General features: G+C 36.6%; 12 protein-coding genes. 3 read left to right on the top strand and 9 right to left on the bottom strand.

Translation table 11 applies throughout. The features are described from left to right. The first annotated feature begins 36 nt into the window (after positions 1-36). Complete coding sequence (locus tag CG11_RS29635) at positions 37-1,842, top strand: N-acetylmuramidase domain-containing protein (RefSeq protein ID WP_081909426.1); 1,806 nt, start codon at positions 37-39, stop codon at positions 1,840-1,842. Positions 1,843-1,989: 147 nt separating this feature from the next. Then, complete coding sequence (locus tag CG11_RS01200) at positions 1,990-2,589, top strand: hypothetical protein (protein WP_052592282.1); 600 nt, start codon at positions 1,990-1,992, stop codon at positions 2,587-2,589. A gap of 2 nt (positions 2,590-2,591) precedes the next feature. Here the strand turns inward: CG11_RS01200 and CG11_RS01195 are convergent, their stop codons facing one another. From CG11_RS01195 to CG11_RS01180, 4 genes are all read right to left on the bottom strand, one after another. Further along, entirely contained in the window at positions 2,592-3,512 is a 921-nt protein-coding gene (locus CG11_RS01195; protein ID WP_052592281.1) for a TIGR01777 family oxidoreductase, read from the bottom strand. An 84-nt stretch (positions 3,513-3,596) separates the two neighbouring features. Next, a complete protein-coding gene (locus CG11_RS01190) occupies positions 3,597-4,601 on the bottom strand; it encodes a hypothetical protein (RefSeq protein ID WP_052592279.1) in 1,005 nt (334 codons plus the stop codon). Positions 4,602-4,905: 304 nt separating this feature from the next. Beyond that, the gene (locus CG11_RS01185; RefSeq protein ID WP_052592278.1) at positions 4,906-10,596 is read right to left on the bottom strand and encodes a LamG-like jellyroll fold domain-containing protein; all 5,691 of its coding nucleotides are present in this window, start codon (positions 10,594-10,596) and stop codon (positions 4,906-4,908) included. A 406-nt stretch (positions 10,597-11,002) separates the two neighbouring features. Then, positions 11,003-11,299 (bottom strand): putative quinol monooxygenase, encoded by a 297-nt coding sequence (locus CG11_RS01180; RefSeq protein WP_052592277.1) that lies wholly within the window; start codon positions 11,297-11,299, stop codon positions 11,003-11,005. 1,014 nt (positions 11,300-12,313) lie between these two features. Here CG11_RS01180 and recQ point away from each other — a divergent pair. Next, positions 12,314-14,527 carry a DNA helicase RecQ gene (gene recQ, locus CG11_RS01175; protein WP_052592275.1) on the top strand — a complete coding sequence of 738 codons (2,214 nt, stop codon included), beginning with the start codon at positions 12,314-12,316 and terminating at the stop codon, positions 14,525-14,527. 289 nt (positions 14,528-14,816) lie between these two features. Here recQ and CG11_RS01170 read toward each other — a convergent pair whose 3' ends face one another. The 5 genes from CG11_RS01170 to CG11_RS01150 all read right to left on the bottom strand — a co-directional run bounded on the left by CG11_RS01170 (position 14,817) and on the right by CG11_RS01150 (position 24,401). Then, positions 14,817-15,554, bottom strand: coding sequence for a transglutaminase family protein (locus CG11_RS01170; RefSeq protein WP_081909425.1), 738 nt, complete (start codon positions 15,552-15,554; stop codon positions 14,817-14,819). A 159-nt stretch (positions 15,555-15,713) separates the two neighbouring features. After that, the gene (locus tag CG11_RS01165) at positions 15,714-16,478 is read right to left on the bottom strand and encodes an AraC family transcriptional regulator (protein ID WP_052592273.1); all 765 of its coding nucleotides are present in this window, start codon (positions 16,476-16,478) and stop codon (positions 15,714-15,716) included. Further along, complete coding sequence (locus tag CG11_RS01160) at positions 16,479-17,933, bottom strand: GH1 family beta-glucosidase (protein ID WP_197043754.1); 1,455 nt, start codon at positions 17,931-17,933, stop codon at positions 16,479-16,481. Positions 17,934-18,135: 202 nt separating this feature from the next. Further along, positions 18,136-18,885: a PrsW family intramembrane metalloprotease gene (locus CG11_RS01155; protein ID WP_063832981.1), complete on the bottom strand. Its 750-nt coding sequence runs from the start codon at positions 18,883-18,885 to the stop codon at positions 18,136-18,138. Positions 18,886-19,178: 293 nt separating this feature from the next. Then, entirely contained in the window at positions 19,179-24,401 is a 5,223-nt protein-coding gene (locus CG11_RS01150; protein WP_052592271.1) for a T9SS type A sorting domain-containing protein, read from the bottom strand. Positions 24,402-24,650 lie beyond the last annotated feature (249 nt).

Below are 24,650 nucleotides of genomic sequence, written 5' to 3'. Positions count from 1 at the left end.
CTTACTGTTACACACACTATAAAAACCATTATTAATATGAATTTCATTGAGGAACTTGGTCAATTGCAAAAAGATATTGCAAAGTATTTAACCATTCACAACAACCCCCATGACACATCCAAACATGATCCTTATGCCAAAAAGCTAATTGCAGCGAATCCTGTTTTAGAAAAAGCAGCTCCCCCTCCTCCCCGAAAGACAATTAATAACTCGGTAGGTAAAAATGGCAAAAACGAATACAATGATGTTAAACTTGTACAAGAACTATTAGGCATCAAAGCCGATGGACATGCAGGACCTAAAACCAATTTAGCCATACGAAAATTTCAACGTAGCTTAGGTTTCAAAAAAACAGATGGTCGCATTGATCCCAAGGGAATTACTTGGCAAAACTTGAGTAAGAGAATTACTTCTAACCCTTCTGAAGAAACTACAACAGATACTGATTCCAATACAGCTCTAGCATCTAAAGCAACCGAAATTAAAGCTTCAGTTGGTAAAAAAGGAACCAATCAACTGGACGATGTTATCCTCGTTCAACAGTTACTGAAGTTAACACCAGATGGTAAATGTGGTCTTAAAACAATCCGTGCCATCAAAGAATTTCAACAAAGTATTGGTCTCCCAAAACCTGATGGTCGAATTGATCCCAATGGTTTTACTTGGAAAAAGTTAAATGCTCAATCCGTACCACCAGACCAAACAACCTCTGGCTCTGCTAAGTCATTAACAGGCTCTGTTGGAAAGAATGGAGACAACCACGTTAATGATGTGAAATTAGTACAACAATTATTGCACGAAAAAGGAGCTCATCTCGATATTGATGGCGATGCTGGTCCTGGAACTATTGAAGCGATTGAAGCTTTTCAAGCTAAACTAGGTATCGCTAATCCTGATGGTCGAGTTGATCCTAATGGTTTTACTTGGAAAGAATTAAATAAAGTAACTCCTCATGACAATCCTCATGATGAAAAAATGGTTGTTACGACAGGTGATGCTCCACTTCCAGAAGAATTAAGTGTTACCAGTAAAATAAAAAAATCTGTTGGACACAAAGGTACAAACCTTCCAGAAGATGTTCTTCTTGTCAGAAAACTATTGATTAAATTTAATTACAACTTAAAAGAAGATACCACTATAGATATTCCTCTAGTAAGTGCTATCAAACGATTCCAAAAGGAGTTTGTGGGTAGCTCTAAACCTGATGGTCGCATTGATGCCAATGGCAAAACATGGAATACACTATTAGGCATCGGTCGTATCAGAGGAGGTATCTATGATGTTGCTAAAAAATATGGTATTGAGGTAGCGGTTATCTTAGCAATTCAGGCTGTAGAATCTGGGGGGAATGGATTTTTGCCCGATGGACGTCCTAAGATTTTGTTTGAAGGGCATATCTTTTGGCGAGAACTAAAAAAAGCAGGTAAGAATCCTGCTGCTCTCCAAAAAGGCAACGAGAATATCATTTATCCAAAATGGGTAAAAACAAACTATAAATGGAACGAGAGAGAATATGACCGCCTAGAATTGGCTAAGAAAATTGATAAAACGGCTGCTCTAAAATCTACTTCTTGGGGAGAGTTCCAAATCATGGGCTTTAATTATGCTAGTGCTGGCTACTCAAATGTGGAGTCATTTGTAGAAGCAATGTACCAACCTGGCATTAATCAATTGGGTGGTTTAATGGGATTCTTGAAAGATAACAACTTAATCAGACACGTTCAAGGTCCGTCTAAAAATTGGGCTGCTTTAGCTAAAGGTTACAATGGGCCTGCTTATGCCAAAAATAAATACGACATAAAACTAGCCAATGCTTACAAACGTTTTTCTCAAATCGTTTAAATTGCTCTCTTAAAAAATTCAAAGCCTGCCTAAATCTTTAATGATATTAGGCGGGCTTTAGTTAGTAACTAACAAGTCACTAAACTCCTTCTTTCCTTAGTCAATTAGGAACTCTACTTCGTTTCTTCATCTTTAATTACTTCAAATATGCCTTTATTATTTTTACTCTGTATTTTAATTATTTCCTGTAATAACAAGAGTAATACATCTTCCCCTCCTACAGCATTGCCAACAGCAACTAAAACACCTGTCGTTTTGACTATTGATTCATTTGTTTTGGATAATCATAGTATCCTTAGTCAAGCAACAACCGACTTTAATGCGGATGGATTTGAGGATGCTGTTCTTATTTTGAAAAAAAACAAAGAAGAAGAAACATCTGACTATGCCAACAACAAACCAACATTGCGCCCTTTATTACTTTTGGCAGCAGACTCCACGGGTTCCTTCCATCTCATTGCAAGAAATGACAAAGCTGTCTATTGCGTTGACTGTGGAGGGCAAATGGGAGATCCTTTTAGTGCCTTAATAGCACATGAACAATATGTCTCTATACAGCATTATGGAGGTAGTCAAAACCGTTGGGCTAGACACCTTACCTTCAAATATGACCGTGAAAAAAAGCAGTGGTTTCTTTATAAAGATGCGGAAGAAACATTCAATGCCTCAACGCCTGTAGATACGTCAAACTTATCTGATAAAAATTATTTTAATACGCCTTTGGACTCTTTTAATATTTATCAATAAAATTAAGAACAAATTTCTTTAAATGCAGCTTGAATGGTCGGATATTCAAATTGAAATCCTTCGTCTTCTAAACGTTTGGAGACAACTTTTCGACTTTTAAGCACCAACTCCGTTTGAGTTTGTAAAAATACAGCGCCAATCTCCAACAACGTTTTGGGGATAGGAAGTCCCCACGAACGCCCCAGCTGTTGACGCAATTCTTTCATGAAGGACTTGTTTGTTACAGGATTTGGGGCAGCACAATTAATCACTCCATCAATATGCGCTTGTTCAATTAAAAATTCTACCACACGACTAAAATCATATAGATGTACCCAACTAATAAACTGGTTACCACCTCCTTGGGTCCCTCCTAACCAGAACTTGGAAAGATTTATTAAATATTCCATGGCTCCTCCTGGCTCTTTTCCTATAACAATAGCTGTTCGAAGTGCAATTCTTCGCACCGAATCAACTGGTGCTGCTCTAAACTCTTTTTCCCAAGCCTTACAGATATTCATAGAAAAATCGGTTCCAATCGTTCCATTGTACTCATCGTTGGCAGGTGCCTGCCCTCTCGTATCTTCATAAATCGTAGCAGAGCTAGAGTTAATCCATACTTTTGGTTTTGTTTGAGCTTGTGCAATGGCTTCTCCTAAAATTCTTGTAGAATTTATTCGAGAGTCTAAAATCTGTTTTCTGTTAAGCGCATTGTAACGACAATTAACTGTCCGACCAGCCATATTTACAACGGCATCAGCTCCATCTATTACCTTTGTCCAATCTCCCAATGTCTTTCCATCCCATTGTTCAAATTGAATACGTCCTATAGCTGCTTTTTTTTGACGAGAGAGCACACACACGTCCCAACCTTTAGCATCAAAATGTCGTGCTAATTCCAAACCTAAAAAACCAGATCCTCCAGGTATAATTAATTGGGGCATTTGTTAGACTTTATCGTTTACAAAAAAACTACTAATCAACAACTTCAATAGTTGGCTGCGCTGCTACTACAACTTAATAGTCGATTATAAATATTGTGGCAATAAATTTTCGTCATTAATCATCGCCAACAATTTAAGCAGATTTTCACGCGGTTTAATGCCTTGTTTGATCGCCAATTCAATTTCTTGTTTGATCAATTTTTTCTTTCCCTTTTCAAATAACAAACGCACCAAAACATATAGTTTTATCTCATCGTTGAGACAATAATAATGTTTTTTATAAAACTGGATAGCTTTGGAATAATCAGAAAAATTGGCATGCAAACGATAAATCAATTCTACCAAGTTGTTGTGTCTCTGTTCTTGTTCGTATTCTTCTTCTTCTGTCCATTTTTGCTCAATTGGACTATCACTTCGATTAAACCCATTTGTTTGTAACAAATGAGTAGCCACTTCGAGAGCTTTTATGTAGTTTCGTTCTGTTTTGATGCTCTTAACAAACTGAATAATCAAATCAGAATACAACGTATATGTATTTAAGGGATTTTCGATAATTAGAGAAATACCTTTGTTAAGCATCTGTTCGTCGTCTCCTATATTTTGCAGTAATTTTAGAATATTCTTATAAAAAACGACTTGTTTAACTCCGATAGATTGAAAAGCATCGTAAGCAGAAAAATACTCGTAAACACAAGATTCACAAATAATTTGATACAATTGGATCAACAACTCTGCTTGTTTAGGAAAGTTTAACTCTGTTCTATTTTTCTTTGTCAACGCTTTGCCCCAACGCTTTACTTTAGACCGCCATGCTAAACGTTCTTTCCGAACAATTGTTTTATTGGGATATAGGTAATCTTGGTTTCGAACATCAATGATAAATTGATTGATTTGCTGCTCTAATTCTGCGAGAGAGATGGAAACAATAGGTTTCTTGTTTTTTTTACGCCCCGATGTCTCTATATAGTCATCCAAAGCCATCACTTCCTTTTGTGCTTTAGGTATCAGTTTATAAAATTCAATAGACAAATTCAATAATTTATCCTTGGGCATTTTAGATAAAATATCTCTCAATTCTTTTACTTTCATTACCTATGGTTTGAAGAATAATACAAAGAGTTTTGGGGGTAAACACTACAATCTATTCGCATTTAAGATAAACCTAAAAAAGCAAAAAAGGTTTAAAATTTCACCATTTTTTTTTCAATCTTTCTATAAAAATTTGAAGCTCAATATCAAAGTATCTTAACATTTAATTCTAAACATAGCTTTCACAATGCAAGCAGTCCAAAGTTTTGCTCTAAATCCATTTCTTTGGGCTAAAAAAAATAGCAGCACCAATTAATTGATAGTACTGCTATTTTATTCACTTAACCTAAGCTACGCCATGCAACTATTCTTTTATAAACTTTTGAGCTACACGTTCCTTATTATCAAATTCAATAGAAAGTAAGTACAAACCTGCTGGCAGCTGTGCTACTTCATTAATTTCTAGCAATTGATACGACTGTATATCTGCTGTAAAATTATGTAATACATTGCCACTCGCTGCTGTAATTGTGATTTGTGCGGATGTTACTCCGATAGGCAAAGTATTAAATCGAACTTGTAGTTCGTTTTGTACAGGATTTGGATATATAGACACATCCATGTATTCGTCTCTAGTAGAACCCCCTTCAACTGCTTTGATTTGTGAGTAGGTCGTTGTTCCATCAAAGTCTACTTGTCTCAAACGGTAATAAGACACCCCTGTAAAACTATTTTCATCCAAAAGCTGATAATTGGTAACAGAAGTAGTCTGCCCTTTTCCATCTACAAATGTTACAGATTTGAATTCACTTTCAGTCTCTAACATACGTTCGATAAAGAACCCTTGATTATTAATCTCCGTCTCTGTGACCCAATTTAATGCCACCTTATCTGCATTCAGACGTTTTGCCTCAAACTTTGTCAATTCTACGGGTAGATCGGATGTTCCACCAACATTGGCAATCACGAGTTGTGAAAATGAGTTGACATTGTTTGTAGCATTATAGCTTACACTTGCATTCGTTCCTGATGTTGCATTATTGGCACCACCTAGAGTAGCTCCCCAAGTAGCTCCAAAAGCATTATCTGAACGTTTAAACAATTGCAAAGGTGAATTGCCTTGCGGTTCTGCTGCATCAGCCGCAGAAATATAACTCATTCGACCAAATGTTAAATCAATCAAAGGATCAAAAGAGGCATTAGAACCATAGTTATTCACCACAAAATACTCATCATCGACATCTCCTCCAATAGTTTCCCAGCCATGTGGTTTTTCAGTTTCTAATCGAGAAACAACAATCTCTCCATTAGGTGTATTGGCATCAAACTGTATGGTAATATCAGTATTCGGCAAATTGTACACTCCTGGTCCTGGAATAAGAATACGATCAAATGCACCTCCTGCTACTGCTACCTCTGAAGGAACATAAGAGGCTCCTGTCATATTTACAGTTGTACCATCATTTGTTCCTACACCATCTTTTACTCCACCAGCTGTTCCTATAGGGTCATCTGTGTTAAACTGATAATAAGAAACTAATCCAATTTCACTACCTTTTAGGGTTAAATGGCGATTTTCACGAAGTTCTTCTTGCGTACGAGCAACATTCCATATACGTACTTCGTCGATACTTCCTTGATAATTTTCACCAGAAGAAGGCAAAGCAATTGTTCCAATTCTAAGGTTTTGATCGGTTGTATTTAAGTTCGTAGCCGTTGGTACAGCCAAATCTAAGACCCCATCTACATAAAAACGCATGGTTGTTCCATCATAAGTAATGGCAACATGATGCCATGCTCCATCATTAATAACAGTCGTACCATTGTAATCATTAAGTTCTCCTACAAAGCCCAATACATTGCCACGAACCGCCATACTATTTCTTTGATTATTGCTTCTTCTTCCCCAACTAACAATATTCCCCAAACCTAACTGGGTAGTTTTAATCCAAGCCTCTATTGTTCTAGGAGCATTTCCTGTTGGCAAGTTGGTAGCCGTAGCAGAGTGATCTATAAAATTCGTACCATCAAACTCGTACATATTACCACGTACATCTGAAACTAGAATTTCGGACTCCCGTACGACCATAAACTGTCCTGTTAAACTTATTTTTCCAAACGTTACCGAATTATTAGTTACAGTATTTGCAACTGCAATTTTAGTCCATGCTCCACCAGAATTCATAGGGCGATAATACAAACCATATTTTGCAGGATTCAAACTAATAAATGTATTTGGGGCAAAATTAAACGTATAATCTACGACCAAGTTAGAAGTATTATTCGATCGGTTCACCGTCCACATTGGGTTTTGAATCAAATTAGTGGCATTCACCCCTACAATACTATTTGGGATAAACGCTTGATAAGTAACAGTGATCTCTTCTGTTGCAGAATGCTGAAAGAATCTCATGGTAGCATTAGCCGCTACAAAAGTCTGAGTACTTACTCCCGAAGGAACGTTAATCGTTTGGCTATTGGAACTTCTCAAAGCATCGTTTCCAACATTGACATCCGATGCTGCCCAATCTGTAGCTGGATCCATATTCGTTAATGTCCCAGTATTTCCATTCCCTGTTTTATCGGCTAAGGTAGCAGAGCCTACTCCATCATTCATTTGATAATAAGTCAACAAGCCGTTTGCACAAGCATCCAAAGTTAAATGCATATTTTCACGGATTTCATTTGCACTACGTGTCGTTGTCCAGATACGAACTTCATCCAGTTGCCCCGAAAATTCTCTGTCCAAATTATTAGCGTCAAAACCTCTCCCCAATACCATATTAGAGAAGCTCGCAGGCCAGTTCGCATTGACACTATTGACCACCTCTATTCCATTTAGATAAACAATAACTCTACCATTCGTTTGATCTCCAACAATAGCAATGTGGTGCCATTCATCAGGTAAATTACCGCCTAATGGTACAATCGTATATGGATTAAAAGTACCATTACCAGAAACCGAAACATAAAGCAATCCATTGGCAAAATTATTACTAAGCTCTAACCTTACGCCATCATCTGAAGTTCCTGCTCCAGGAAAAGCGGTATGGAATATATTCTCATAATTATTTAGACCATTTGGACGGAACCACGTTTCAATCGTCCAATCTGTAACATTTCCTAAATTACCAATAGCTACATAATCATCAATTCCATCAAAATCTAGCACATCGCCCCGAACAATATCCGCAGGAATAGCTGTGTTGTCCTCTACAACCATAAACTGTCCTGTCAAACTAATATCGTTAAAGGTAACTGATGTTCCACTAACGGTTGATGCTTTTCGTACCAATGTCCAAGCCCCATCACTCCCTGTTGGTCGATTATAAAGATTGAGTTGACAAATATCAACGGTTGTAATTGTTGTAACAGGGAAATTAAATGTTAAGTCCATCGTTTGAGTAGAAAAAGTTGTTGCTTTATCTATCGTCCACATTGGGTTTTGAATGATATTCGATCCCACAATACCTGTTGTTGCATTGGGGGTAAACCTGTGGTAAGTTACGGTAAAATCCTCTGGTACAGAATGTGCTGTAAAATCAATGCTCAAATTAGCTGTAGCAAAATTTTGCGTACTCACACCAGCTCCTACAGCAAGTGTTTGACTGTTAGAAACATTTCCTGCATCATTCCCTATATTAACTCCTGAATTGACCCAATCTGTCGCAGGGTCCATGTTTGTTAATGTACCAGTATTAGAGTTTCCAGAATGATCTGTCAAAGCACTTGAACCTGTTCCATCATTCATTTGATAATAAGCCACCAAGCCCGTTGGACAATCTTCTAAAGTTAGGTGCATATTTTCACGAACTTCTGTTGCCGTACGGGTAGTATTCCATATGCGAACTTCATCCAATAAGACATTGCTAAATCGTCCTAAAATATCTGTACCTATTCTCAAAATTCCATCATTGGTTGCCCCCATACTAGTGGCTGCTGTAAAAACAGAAGCACCATTCATATAAAAAGTCATTAACCCTGTTCCATTGTCATAAGCCCAACAAACATGCGTCCATTCATTGGCAGTAATAGCCGCAGAAGCATTAATGGCAGTTGTTCCATTATAAAAACCCATTGTGTTAGCAGGACTGTTGATGTAGGGTCTGTAGTTGGCATTGTCAGCTATTTCTGTTTTATCCAAAATAGTATGGAATCCAGTAGCTGCATTTCCTTTTATCAATACCCATGCTTCAAACGTAACATCTCCTGTTATGTCCAGAGAAGCATTATCAGCAACGCTCACCAAATCATCGGTACCATCAAAATCTAGTACATCGCCACGAACAAGATCTTTTGTAGGTGGTGTATACGTACCATTAAAAGGACTTCCCATATCTCCTGTTGTCGAAGTCATTACGTTGGGGTCGGCTGTTGCGTTATTATTTTCATAGCCTAATGTTCCCGTTGCAGGATCATTTCCTGTTCGATCTACTCCTGGACTAGCAGCAGATCCCCAGATTCTATTCGTAAAAGTTGGTGCTTCGGTATAATGTGCTGCAATTCCCGTTACATCATCATTTTGATAAGCAACAGACCAAATAACAATATCGTTATTGTCTTTTATAATAATTTCATCCGCACCATTTCCTAAAGTCAAACCGGCTACCTCAATTACATTCGCAGAAGGGCAACCATTCAACCACTGTGCTTCAAAAATTGCTTTATTTCTAGCTAGAATAACATAACCTCCTGCGGGAATAATAAAACTAGTCGTTGTAATAACATCATCGTCTACGCCTTCATCTTCAATTTCCCAATTCTGAATATCAATTGGAGTAGCTCCAAAGTTATGCAGCTCTACCCACTCATCTGTCAAATCATTGGCCAAAGGGTCGGCGATCCATTCTGTAATTGCAACGGATGGTAATATGCCCGTTCCACGTATTGCAAAACTATATGTTCCTTCGTCTGCATCATCATTATTGACAGTAACTGTTGCATTTCGCACCCCACCTGCTGATGGCGTAAATGTTGCTGTAAAAGTAGTTGTAGCCCCTGCTGCCACACTAGCAGGCAATGTAATTCCACCAATTACAAAGTCCCCTGCATTCGCTCCACTTACCACAATACTAGACACATTCAATACCCCCGTTCCTGCTGCATTAGAAATGGTAAATGTTCTTACTGTATTTGCACCAGCATTAACGCTCCCAAAATCGGTATCGTCACCAACACTAGGTGTAATATCTCCATTGACAATAGACAAACCATTTCCTAATATATCTATCTCTGGGTTTGCAACGCCAGTACCTTGAACAGCGTATGCATACGTTCCTTCATCGGCATCATTGTTATTAATCGTTACCGTTGCATTCCGAACGCCAGCTGCTCCAGGCGTAAATGTTAGTGTAAATGTTGTAGTCGCTCCAGCAGCTATATTGGCTGGCAATGTAATACCGCTCACTGCAAAATCGCCTGCATTTGCTCCGCTCAAATTAATACTACTTACATCCAAGGCTGCAGTACCACCTGTGTTTGAAATAGTGAATGTTCGCGCTGTATTTCCTCCGACAGTAACGTTTCCAAAGTCGGTATCGTCGCCAGCACTAGGTGTCACGTCACCATCTACAATAGATAAACCATTTCCTAAGACATCTATTTCTGGTGCCCCCGAAGAAACTGTGCTTTGAACATTTCCTGATAATGTAGTAATTGCGCTTCCACCACAAGAGCCCGCATCTACCCATGTTCCTAATGACAAATCTGGAGGATTAGGAAAAGAAGCAGTTGTATTAGTATATAAAACAGCAGTTGTATAATCTGGTGTATTTATAGGTCCATCATTATCTAGTTGTATTTCCCACCTTGTATTTGCTATAGACCAAATAATCCGAAGTTCACATACACCTGCGGGGCAGCTTTGAGTAAAATCCGCTGGTAATGTTTCAAATGTATTTCTAATAGTCCCTCCATCATTTGTAGTACCATTTTGTGTAAAAGTATAATCCTGAGCCCCTAATAAACTTGCCTCACATCCTCGAAAAATAATCTGTCCACTTCCATAGTTCCAAAAACTACAAAGTAGTAATAGTGTAAATAAAATTTGCTTCATAACATTTAGTTTTAATTTGTGTTAATTTGTTGGTCTATAAGTGTCGTTGCTTAAGAGCTACTTTTAATAAGAATAAGGCGAATAAGGAACATTCCCAAAATGCTTTTTCAGAACAAATCAACAGAAAGGGTTGATGTCTATTAAACAAAAAAAAAGTTGTTCTGTTCAAGTGATATTTAGCTACATTACTACTAAGTAGACCTGTCCTTTAGCTTTTGTGTGACTTAGACAGGGCTACTCAACAAGCTCAATTGGCAAAAGCTTGGCTGGTAAAAACACAAAAAAAGCACCTTATACTACATTGGTTATTAAAGCTTAAAAAACCTATAATTTCAAAAACATCTTATGAACAACCAATGTGGTACTATTTTCATATAAAATAAGATTCAAACTAATGCCATAAACTTTAAGGCAATTCGTAAACATTCTGTACGCTCCAAGCTTCTGCTTTTGCAGCAAATTTTGGTTTTGTTTCTTTCCATATTTCACCAAAAAAATCAGAGTGTCGGTAATTATTCAAATCTTCCTCACTATCCCAATAACTATGAGAAAAAATAACATTGGGCTGGTGAATATCTTGAACAATTTGAAGATAGGTACAGCCTTCAAAATTTCGAATCCGTTCTTTTCGTTCGTCAACAGCTTTTAAAAAACCTTCTACATATTGTTCTTGAAAAGTCATTTTTACAAATCTAATAATCATTATATTTCTTATTTTTTAATTGTTTCGTATCCTTCAACCCATTCTAGGGCTTATAAAAAAGACATAACTCACTCTCTTTAAGTCTAAAGAACGCTAATTTTCATTATAAAAATAATAAAATGATTATAATAAAACTATAAGCTATGTATAAAATAACAACTTAAGCTTATACTTTTTATTTTTGAATATATGTCGAATACCGAGTATTGCCCTGCTTTTATCTATTAGGTGCTAAGTAATCGTTCATAAAAATTTATAGGCAAAATAGAATTCTTTTTGCACTGTTCTTCATCAAAAAATCTCGTTTTAGCCCGCTAAAACTTCAATTTTTTTCTTTGAACAGCACTAAAAACAATTACATTTTTAACTATACTTTTTTCTGTCCACTTACTTATTTTTTTTAACTTTTGAGATGTTAATCCTTGCCATAAAATGGAATGGAACCCATGTGGTACCAAAAAGGAATAGTATAAACAAAAATAACGTGACTATACATCCAACTGGAACAACTTAATTATAACCTATATAACGCGATTACTCAAAGAAATTGAGGGCAAAATTAAATCATCAATAACTTATTATTTATTTAGATTAGACACTTATCCACTTAGGAATAATTTTTGATAGCAAATCAGTGATTTTTTGAACTCAAAAAAAGCTGTAGTGATGCTTTGGCTACACTATGATAGTCCTTTATTACCTGGTTTAGAAACTGTCCTTATTCCATAGAATTGTTGGTATCTTTGAAGCCTGTCCTATTCCTTAAAGGTCTTAAATCAGTTTATGAGTGTGCCTATGAAGCTATTTTTTTGAGTTTTATTAAGTTGAAAATTATACATTTAATTTTGAATTGCTAGTTATTTTTTTGTACTTTCAATACCCCAGTTTTGGGCGCTAAAAGATGTAATAATGCAAAATTCCCCACGCTAGCATGCCAAACATTTTTTCTATATATTTAAGATATAGATTACCTTCTCTTTATGGAGAAAAACAAATAAGAAACTCTTTTCGAGTATGGAAACAGAAAATATAAGCTTGCACGATTCGCTGAAAAAATTCTTTGGTTTTAGCAAATTTAAAGGCACTCAACAGGAAGTTATAGAAAGTATCTTGAGTGGGCACGACACCTTTGTTATAATGCCTACTGGTGGTGGAAAATCATTGTGCTATCAACTTCCAGCATTGATGGTAGAGGGAACAGCGCTTGTTATCTCTCCATTGATTGCGTTAATGAAAAATCAAGTAGATTCTATCCGATCTTTTGCCGATTCAGATTCTATTGCACACTTTTTAAATTCTTCTTTGACACGCACACAAATCAAAGCGGTCAAAAAAGATATTACAGAAGGACGTACCAAATTATTATATGTTGCTCCTGAAACATTAACCAAGGAAGAAAACTTAACTTTCTTTGCCAATACCAATATTTCATTTATCGCTATTGATGAAGCGCATTGTATCTCAGAGTGGGGACATGATTTTCGTCCTGAGTATCGTCGCATTCGTTCGATGATTGAAACCATGGAAAAACAAATTCCTATTATTGCCCTAACAGCTACTGCTACTCCTAAGGTTCGCATGGATATTATCAAAACCCTTAGAATGAGCAATCACAACGAATTTGTCTCTTCTTTTAATCGTGACAATTTATACTACGAAGTCCGCCCGAAAGCAAAAAAAGAAGATGTTCTAAAAAATATTGTTCAATTTGTCAAAAGTATGAATGGCAAATCGGGAATCATTTATGTTCAAAGTAGAAAGGCAACAGAAGAAATTGCTCAACTACTTAATGTCAATGACATTAATGCTGCTCCTTATCACGCTGGTTTAGATGCCAAAGTAAGAAGTGATACGCAAGACGCTTTTTTGATGGAAAAAATTGACGTCATTTGTGCTACCATCGCTTTTGGAATGGGAATTGACAAACCTGATGTTCGATTTGTTGTCCATTATGACATTCCTAAAAGTATTGAAAATTATTATCAAGAAACAGGTCGTGCTGGTCGAGATGGTTTAGAAGGCAAATGCATTGCCTATTATTCGCACAAAGATATTTTGCGACTAGAAAAATTCTTGCGAGACAAACCTGTTTCTGAACGAGAAATGGGTAGTCAGTTGCTATCTGAAATTATAGCCTACTCCGAAACGTCTTCTTGCAGACGTCGATTCTTGTTACATTACTTTGGGGAAGAATATACCGATAGTAGTTGTAGTGAAGAAAAAATGTGTGATAATTGCAAGTATCCTCGCGAAACCATCGAAGCCAAACAAGATGTTCAACTAGCCCTAAGAGTAGTAGAGCAACTTTTAGAAAATTGCCATATCAAAGAGATTGTTGATTTTATCGTTGCTAATAAAACCAAAAATATTTTAGATTTCAAATACGACAAATTATCTCTTTTTGGTACTGGAAAAGATAAAGATGCGCATTATTGGAACTCTATATTGAGACAAGCATTGCTTAATAACTTACTTGTCAAAGATATTGAAACGTATGGCATTATAAAACTAACTCCTGCTGGTCGAACGTTTATAGAACAACCTACCTCTTTCAAAATTGCGTTGAATCATGATTTTATCAAAGAAGCAGAGGAAGAAGAAGCTGCTGCTGCTGAAGCCAATACATCTGTTTTGGACAAAGCATTGTTTAATATCTTGATGGCTGTTCGCAAAAAAGTAGCGCAACAAAAAGATGTACCTCCTTTTGTTGTTTTTCAAGAGCCCTCTATCGAGGAAATGGCGACACGTTACCCTCTTTCTATTGAAGAAATGAAAAATATCTCTGGTGTAAGTGAAGGAAAAGCTCGCCGATACGGTCGTGAGTTTATCAAAGCAATTCAGAAATATGTAGATGACAACGATATTATACGCCCTGTTGATTTTGTCATTAAGTCCGTTGCTAAAAAATCTAAAAACAAAGTCACGATCATTCAAAGTATTGATAAAAAAATTCCTTTTGAGGACATTGCCGAGACGTTGGGCTTGTCTATGGAAGACTTATTGCATGAAATGTATATGATTGTTAATTCTGGAACCAAACTAGATATTAACTATTATACAGAAGAAATGCTCGACGAAGAGATTTTTGAGGATATTATGGATTATTTCATGTCAACGGCCACTTCTGATTCGCTTGACGAAGCATTAAAAGAGCTGGAAGAGGATGACATTTCAATGGAAGAAATTGCTTTGGTTCGTTTGACCTTCTTATCGGAGAAAGCCAATTAATATCTAAGCAAAAATAAATCTATTAGAAGCTGCCAGGAAACGTATCCTGACAGCTTCTTTTTTATAAAACATTAGGGTGCTTTTTTACTCTTTTATCCTCTTAGAGCAAAAAATGCTTACAAAGATTTATCGAACCATCACTTTTCTTGTAGAAGTTATTCAACAATTCGCCATCATCTCTTAATTCGTAGACTCTCTACTTTGATGGTGGTTTCGTAGCTAAATGGATTTGGAAATGTAGTAACTTGATTGCTCCTTACTCCATCAAATTCAATTCCCCAAAAAACAACTACTTTTTCCTTTTCCGTATATTCTGTACATTTTTATTCATAGTATGCCGAACTACGTGTTGAAAGACCAATTCTTTCAATTTTCCTAGTTTTTGTTGGTGCTTGGCATAAAACGCATCGGGTGTATCAAAGCGACCAAAATCTTGGTTGATGCCTTTTTTCTGAATGTAGGTGTGATTTAAATTCCAGTCAATAGGAGGGTTTTGAAACGAATCTGTATAAGCTCCATAACCACAAAAAGTAGTTGAACAATCCCGATTTTGCTCTTGCAAAGCTCCTAAATAGGTTTTATCCAAAATAACGCCTTCCAAAAAATACCAGCTTCCATCGATATACACTTCTACCCAACTATGCAGAATATTTTGTGGGGTTAACCAATACCACAAGCCTTGAACGGCTCCTTTTTGCAAAGCTTTATCAATTGTAAAGCCATGAATTCGATTCGGCACTCCAACACCTCTCAACAAAGCCATTAGCAAGCTTGATTTGGTATTGCATTGCCCATAGCCATCTTTCAGAACTTCAGAGGCTTTAATATCGTCACTGGTATTATACCCAAACAGAATTTCATCTCGCACGTAGTTATAAATAGACTTTACTTTGTTGATCGTATCCAATGCATTCCAATTTTGTTGAGCAATTAATGCTTGTATAGATGGGTGATTATAATCCAAAATACGAGTAGGGCGCAATAACGTATTTTGCATTTGAGGTGTCAGTACAACTGTGTATTTCATTTTTTATTCATTTGTTGCTACTTATTCGCCATATCAACAGAATAGAATTCGTTGGGATATTATCACTATGACAATCGTGTAACTTGTGTTATCAAACTATAATTCTTACACAAATATCCGATGAATAAAAAGAGAAAACATGTACAAAATGGCTATTCTCTATTTGGGTATTTCTTCGCGAAGGGCTGTTTTTAAAAACTTAGGCGAAAAGCCAAAGTTTTGTTTAAATACTTTGGAATAATGGGCACTATCCGCAAAGCCGTATTGATAAGCAGTATCTGTAATACTATGTTTTTGAAGGTAGGCGAATGAATGGCAAATTTTAATCCATAGCTGCGCCCTACGATAAGTAATTCCCAAGACATCTTTGAACAGGTGTAGAAACCTACTCGGAGACAAAAAGTTTTCTTTGGCAATTTCGGCAAGAGGAACGACTCTATTCTTATTCGCTTCGAGATACGATAAAGCACGCTCTATCCGCTCATCTACTAAATGTCGTTGCGTCAAACAAGCACCATTAAATTGCTCTAAACGAATCTTAATTAATTCTATAAATTTTTTAAAATCAATTTGACGGCGAACTAATTGGGACAAAAGTAATTGAACTTCCTCTGCAATAGAGTGTTTTAATAAAATTACGTCATCAGCACTCAATTGAGAAAGAAATTGTCCCATAGAAGTAATTGGACTAAATAAAAGGATTAAATGTCGCCCATTACAAACCAGCTGATGCGTCACGTTACTTTTGACCAATGTACAATCATAAATATGCTTATGCCCATCTGTTGTCATCACTTGTACTGGCATTTCTTCGGCAAAGCTCAATTGAATAGCATAATGCTTATGAAACGCATTGTTGATAAAACGCCCCCAAAACACGCCCCAATTTTGCTCTATGTAAAATTTAGGTTCCTCCTCAAACATCTAGTCGTACAGTTCATCTTTTAAAAACTCCTGAAACCAAAGTCCAGAATCTTTTATCGTTCTCTTTTGAGTATCCCAATCGACATGAACCAACCCAAACCGAGGATCAAAACCTTCTGCCCATTCAAAATTATCCATAATCGTCCACGCAAAATATCCTCTTATATCTACCCCTTCATTTTTAGCCTTTAACACTTGTTCTAGATAGCTCTTATAAAACTCAATTCTACGTGTATCGTGTACCCGCCCATTTTCCAATTTATCGGGCATGGCACAGCCATTTTCTGTAATCATAATAGGAGGAAGATTTTCATAAGCAGCATACTGCTTAATAATTTTGTAAATACCTTCTGGGCAAACCTCCCACCCCATTTCTGTAATCATTTCTGGTGGCACCCCTCTATTTTCTGGCTTTTGCTCAAAGGCCCAAACACAAGGCAGCAAAGCATGCCTAGCAACAAATTGTGTATAGTTTTGTAAGCCTATAAAGTCAAAATCAAATTTCAACTTTTCTAAATCGCCCTCTTGAACATAACGGTGAATTTTATCTAAAAACGGGAAGCGTTCCGTTGGGTAACCCAACCCCAAATGAGGTTCAATGCACAATCTATTAAGGAGAATATCCATTCGATGTGCCGCTTCTACGTGTTTCTTTTTTTGGTTTTTAGGGCTTACATATGCACAAGAAAGCGCTGCTCCAACCTGACCATCCTTTACATTCTCTCGCATAATCCGTCCAGAGGATGCTTGGCACATCAAGGCATGATGAATAGCCTTCAAAAATTTTTGAGGGGCAAAATAACCTGGGGCATGATACATCGCCAAATAGCCTCCTAATGTAAAGCCAATTGGTTCATTCTGTCCAAACCAAGTTTTTACCTTATCCCCATATTCTGTGGTTACTTTTTGAGCGTATTCATCAAACCAATTGATGATATCTCGATTTGCCCAACCTCCTTTGTCTTCTAAAGCTTGGGGCAGATCAAAATGATACATCAACGCCCAAGGCTCAATTCCTTTTTCTAAACAACGATCAATCACTCGATGATAAAAGTCGATTCCTTTTTGATTTACACGTCCGATACCTTCTGGAAATATTCGAGACCAAGAAAATGAAAATCGAAAAACATCAAAATTGAGTGCTTTGATTAGTGCAATATCTTCTTTATAATTATGATAAAAGTTGTACGAAGTATCCGAATTATGTTTGTTTCGTATTTTATGGGGTTTGTTGTGTGTAAAGGTATCCCAAATAGAAGGACCTTTCCCATCCTCGTTCCAAGCGCCTTCTATTTGATAAGCAGAAGCTGCCACTCCCCATTTAAAATCAGGTCCAAAATCTGCTTTGGTAAAACTAGGGGTATTCATTGGCATTCCTAACAAGTCTAAAGGATTAGAGAATAAAGCAGCACTCAAGGCTGTTGAAGACAATTTAAGAAAATTTCTACGATTCATATATAAGGGGATATTACTTCTTTGTTATTGATTGATATGATAATATTTGGGGGCAGTTAGATCCCCGATTGGGGTCTAATAAAATATTGATTTTCTGCCTATAAGAAAAAAATTAGGCGTACTATTTTTTTCTATACAATATATCCATGCAAATGCTATGCCTCATTAACTAGAAATGTAAAAAGCCTTTGTTCTTCGTTCCTCAAATGCCTCCATCTTCCTCTTTGTCAAAAGCATCTAAATCAATTTCGGTGCTATTCCCTGTTGCATAAGGAGAATTATTAGAGTGTCTGCGAAGAAAAATTAAAGAAGATAAAACTCCAAAGATTAAGGTAAACCAAACTAGGAATTCTTTCATTTGCATAAAAATAAAAAAATCATAGGTTCCATGTAGCAAAATGGCACTCACCAAACCAATTACCAAATACAAATTGCCTTTTTCTTCTGAGAATTTTGCCAAACCAACAAAATATCCCATTAGTATCGCAAAAATAGCATGTCCTGGTACGGCGGTGATCATTCTCAACAAACCAATCTGAAAGGCAACTTCTATATTCGCAGCTCGCACAACTACGTAGAGAATATTTTCAAGGGTTGCAAATCCCATACTAATCATCACAGAATAGACAATTCCATCCATGGGTTCGTCAAATTCTTTTTTGGGGAAAATATAATATCGCAAAAAGATATACTTCACAAACTCCTCACTAAAGGCTACTACTGCAAACGTAAAAGTAAAGGTCATAAACGGATCGTTGATAGCATTGTAGATTCCTAAATCTCGCATACCAAACTCTTCCATCTTGATGGCAGGATAAGTACTAAACATCCCAAAAACAAAGCAAATTGTTAGGTATATAATCGGCTCTCTATCGTGTCTATCTCGCCAATAGATATACAATACAATTAATAATCCTGGCAGTATAGATAATAACAACAGTAATGCTTTCATTGATTTCTTGTTTTAGGACAATGTATAGTTTGAGTGCACAATATAAGATTGTGTGTCAGTTATCACTTAGAAACGCCTTAGTACGTTGTTAGCTAATATAAGTAATCGTTCAAAAAAATAACAAGTAAACTATATTTCTTTTTGCACTACTCTTTATCTCTAAAACACAAAAAGAGCCCCATTTAGGGTGCTCTTCGATAAAATTGTTCTTTGACAATTCTTAGAATTTTGTTGGCATTCTAATAAAATCGTCAAAGAACAATTGGTATAAGGTTTACTATTCGGTAGAAATGTTATTCTAATTTAGATATTTTTCGTTGCCCGACTAAAACTTGCCCTTGACGAATTCTAAGAATATAAATACCTTGCTCTAATGGTTGAGTATTTAATGTGAAGATATTCTGTCCTTTATCTACTGTTTGTAGGCTCGTTTGTACAATTTGTCCTAGAGGATTAATCAACTCTACCATTAACGGTTGACTTGTTTCTGAAGACAAACGAATGGTTAAGTTCTCTTCTCTTATTGGATTCGGATAAACCTCTAAAATTTGAGTTGAAGGAAGGTCAACAACTCGGATAGATGATAAGTAAGAACTTCCATCTGTTTCATAAATACGCAACCTGTAGTAATTATAACCTCCTTGTGGTGCTTTGTCTGTTGTTTGATAATGCAACGCATTGCTTGCCAACACTGTTTCTAAAAATTCAAACTCTTGACCATCAGTACTTTTTAATACCTCAAAATAATCTAAGTCTTGAATTGTTCCTACTTCCCATGTTAAATCGACTTGTTTTTGATCGTTAGCAATGGCATCAAAGCTCAATAAATCTATGGGTAATAAAACAGGTTCTCGAACAGTTAAAATAAAATGAGAAAAAGAAGCTACTTCAAACTCTATTGCTAAAACAGCTGCTGTAGAAGTCAATGCTTTTCGGTTGGCTCCTGTCAATGGAATAACCGTATGCGGAACAATAGTTGGTGCACTAGATCCTATCGCCGCATTAATATGTGGCACTGCATCAAATTTCCAAAGTTCCAAATAAGCATCGCTCGGACCAAATGCCATCCCATTAACTCCATGAAACGTTTTGACATACAACGAATCCAACTCTGCCTGAGTAAAATACAAGCGTACTTTAGCTCCCACATTGTTAGAAGGAGTAATTTTCCAATGGCGAGGCAGATAAGGGCGACCAGCATAGTACTGTACCGATGATTCAAAAAATACAGATACATCTACATTTTGTAACGAGTCTGCATCACCAGCATTTAAAGAATCTTGTATGGATAAAATTGGTTTGGCATCAATATCATCGTAAAAATCAACCCATGTTCCTGCATTGGTTAGATAACAACTTGCAGTTCGGTCTACCTCTACTAAAGTATTCGGTACATTTTTGTACACCCAAGCTGTATCTATCGCTGGAGCAGTTCGGTTGTCACAACGATAAGTCGCAATATCAAAGGCATAAAATCCAGAAGCAACGACAGGACGACGAAGGCTAAAGATATAAGGTGTGCTGGGGTCATTGTCATCATCGTTTACTTGAATGGTATCGGCTCCTGTATTGCCTAAGCTATCGTACCAATTGTAACGAATATCATAAAAATCATTTCCTGTAATAGCAACTGTAATATCAACACTATCTTGTCCATCACACACCGTTACAATTGGTGCTTGTGCAGTATGCGTAGAAAATAACAACGAGAAGTTCCAAATACCTGTAGCCGTTCCATTGATATTGTCACTATTGGTTCCTGTATAGAAAAACAGATCATTATCTGCCGTACCTGTATTAGGGTTGATTCCTCGTGTCGCTTCGTTGTCTTTTATTTTTACAAAATCCAAGCACGAATGATCGCCCCACTCCTTGTGGAAATAAGATTTTCGGCTACTTGGATAGGTTTCTATATTAACAAAATTAGTTCCTGAACCATTGGATATAATTCGTCCATGAGGGGCTTTGAGGTGTTGCTCTGTATTTTGATATAAATAATAAAAATGCCCTCCTGCAAACTCGATGCTATCCATCAAATTATCTCCTCTCAAGTAAACAGTCCCTAAAAAATTGAGGTGTTGATAATCTGCATAACTTGTAATATTAGAAATCTCATTAGCTCCCATAAAGTTAACTACCCCATATTGAATTCTATTGGCATCGTAGCTACCACTGTTTCTTACCGTACGCCAAGTTAAAGAGTCGTACCCCATGTACATACGCAAGTTGTAAGCGGTTATATTATTATCATAAAAATTAATCGTACTATTGGCTCCTTTCACATCTATATTGCGGTGGCCATTGGGAATAAACCAAACATTGGTATAACCATTATCAGGATTACGTCCCAAACAGTGCATATTTACAGTAGATGTTCCCAAGTCTAATTCTCGCTCTGATTGTCCATAAGAGTAAAATGCATTATACAAATTAAGCGTGTGATTGTTGGTTCTCAAGGTTCCTTCTTTTAACTCTAAGATACCATGCCAAGCTCGGTGAACATTCTGCAGTGTAAAATCATCTACCAAATCCCAAACACCATTTGTTCCTCTAAACGTAAGATAGCTATTAATCAACGTTGTATTACTTGTTTTAACAATACCTCCACTTCCAATAAACGTTATTTTGCCCGTATAATCATACTGCGTCATTGGTAGATCAATCAATAAACTTTCATTGATAAACAGATTGCCTGTTGGTGCGGTAAAACTACGACTCGCCAATCGAATATCGGCTTTAACCCAAATGGTTTTACAAAATGCAGCTCCTTCTATAAAACAACTATTGCTTGTTCCAGAAAATGATAACGCATCAAAAACAACGGTATCAGCACTAGAAGGGATACAAACACTATCCCCTACCAAACTAGCAGGATTACTGGTCCAATGCCCTGGATCACTCCAATCTCCTTCAAAATTAGCAGGATCACCATAATGTGCCCTCCAATATAGCGTTGTAGCTGTCGGAGAAGTCGTAAAATTAATCGCAGAATTTCCACCTCCATCAACAGAATTCACTGCATTGATAACAGGGTTACCCGAATTGTCCATTCCTTGGATAAAAGCATACTCTACATTGGAACTTCCCACACTCAATGTCATTGGGTTTCCATTAAATGTTCGAATCGTAATCGGTTCTCTACAATCACCAACTGCATTTAATGTTCCCAAGACCTCTATTTTAGAATTTAAACCTGCATTTGCATGCGTAGGAGCATAATAATTAGAACGATATGAATCAAAGACGTATTCTTTGCCTGCCGTTAAATTCATATCACCATTGTATGGTCCATTGGGCTGATCTCCCAATACTCTTATTTGTGTATAATAAGTAGGATTACTATTCCAGTAGTGGAAATTTCCATCCTCCAACATCGTCAAATCACCATGAACAGTCATATGATGCGCCAAACCATATAGTTGGCTATGAAAAACTGTATTTGGAAAATGTGCTGCTGGTTGTGCACCAGTACAATTCCCACAAGAAGATCCATATAGATAGATTCTTCCATCACCATTGGTTACATTGCTACAATTCGAATAATTGTTATTTCCCCAAAAATGAAAGGTAGTTGTCCCTGTATAAGAAACACCATGTTGGTAACCGCCATAATCTCTAAAAGGATAGGCACGGTGGTAAGTCAAATGACATTCCACACTATCAAATTGACGCTGATGAATGTACAACTGTCCTAAATTCATGGTAATGTTGTCGGCATGAATGTAAGAATTAACCAAGCCTTGCAACAATCGAGCTGCCAAGGTATCTACAACATGATAATTGGCATAAGGTTGTAATTGTAATGTAGGGTATACATAGACTCCTTTTGTAATAATACTATCTGGATCAGCCCCCCACAAATTGAAATTACGACCAATACAACGCACACTCATATCTTCATCTAGCTCAAGCGTTCCAAATATATTTAGTGCTTGTGTCGTTTGATTGGTATATAACTGCGGATACATCTGAATTCGATGGTCTATTCCTGACAACCAACGCATATCGTGGCAATAAGCCATCGAATCAATTCTCATCCTATGATTGCCTGATACAGGGAAAGAAGTGCCATCAAAATACACATCATCGGCTGGTGTTGGTAGACATCCTGATGCAACCCAAGTTGTCCCATTCCACTCTTGCCAGTTCAAAATGTTGTGCCAATAATGCGTTGAGGCGGTTGCATTGCTATATTGAAAACGCATTCTTCTAGCCGTGGGGCTATTAATTGTCCAATTCGTATTCCCTCCCCCATCAATACTATTATTAGCAACATAACTTTGACCATTACTCACATCTCCCTCTATTCCATTTAGGATTACTTTATCCAATACCAATGTTTTCCCTGGTGTTTTTTTGATAATTTTCCCAGGTGTGCCTTGCCAACTCATTATCACTGCAAAATCGTCGCAATCTGAATCTACAAAAACATTTTCTACTGTAATTTTAGGTGAGCGATGATTAAAACGATAAAAATGTCCACCATATAGATAAAGATTTTCAATAGTTGCATTTAAGTTGTCATAAAAATAATTGTCATTATGCAAAAATAAATGCTGAATGGTTGGACTGCTACGTCTTAAATAAGTATAGTAACGAACATCTGTTGTTATGGTATCATAATTCACATCACCCAACCAAAGTTGTTGTGCATAGGCTAATTCTTGTGGGTCTTTGACCAAAATATGCGATCCTGTTGCATCAAAGAAACTATAATTGGTTCCTGCTGTATTAAAATTACATATCCATACATAATCTGCATGACCAATTAGTTGAATGTGGGAACCTGCTATATTCAATTGTCGCGCTGAAAAACTAGTACGATAAGCATCAAAGCGATCTAATATCGCATCTTGTCCATTAAAATTTAAATACCCCCTATAAAAGTAGCAAAACCCTCCGTCTATATCTAATCGTCGACTGTAGTGGTATTCTTTGGGATCATCTATGTACAAAAAACTTAACAATCGAAATTCTGTGGTATCACTTCCTTCAAATACCACTTGTTTTACCAGTAATTTGTGCCCATTGGTTTGGATTGTTGCTAATTTATCATGAGAACGAAAACGCAAAGAACCGTTGAAATCAAAATCTAATTTCTCTGTAGATGGCAACTGAAAAATTCCATATACGTCTAGATTGATACTTGAAGGACCTGTCACTCCTAAAGTATTGGTCTGAAAGGCAATTTTCTTAGCCAATGTTGGGATATTTGTATCCCAATAAAATGTACCACAGTTGGCATTGTTGCTTACTGTTATTACAACAGAATCTGATCCAGTTAATGTCGTTGGAAAAGCATCTGCCATGAAATACACACTATTATTAGAAATAGGGACTTGCGATGGAATTGCTCCTGTTAAACTGTCGAGTCTCCATGAGTTCAAATCGGTCCATTCTCCACTACCTTGCACTGTATTGGAACTAGTTCCGACCCAGTAATAATCATGTCCAGGTTGTGCAAAAAGATTAATGGTGGTGTACAAACAAAAAAGAAGTGTAAATAACTTTTTCATACAAAGGGGGATTGTAAAAAATAATTAAAAGACGTCTGATTGACAAACGTGTTAGCTCTATTAATTGATTAATGAGGTGCAAATTTATGCGAAAGTTCAAACAGATGAAGTGTAGTTCTTGCCAAAAAACAACCATTCTTGCCAAAACAAATTTACCTTGTTGAATCTGTTCTATTTTTCGGGCACAAGATAGAGTAGAAATCCCTTGAACACAAGGCTTTAATATTTTTTTTACAATAAAAAAATGTT

Source organism: Aureispira sp. CCB-QB1, from assembly GCF_000724545.1.
GTDB lineage: Bacteria > Bacteroidota > Bacteroidia > Chitinophagales > Saprospiraceae > Aureispira.
The sequence above is the reverse complement of the archived record's forward strand: the minus strand, read 5'-3'. Positions and strand labels throughout refer to the sequence as shown.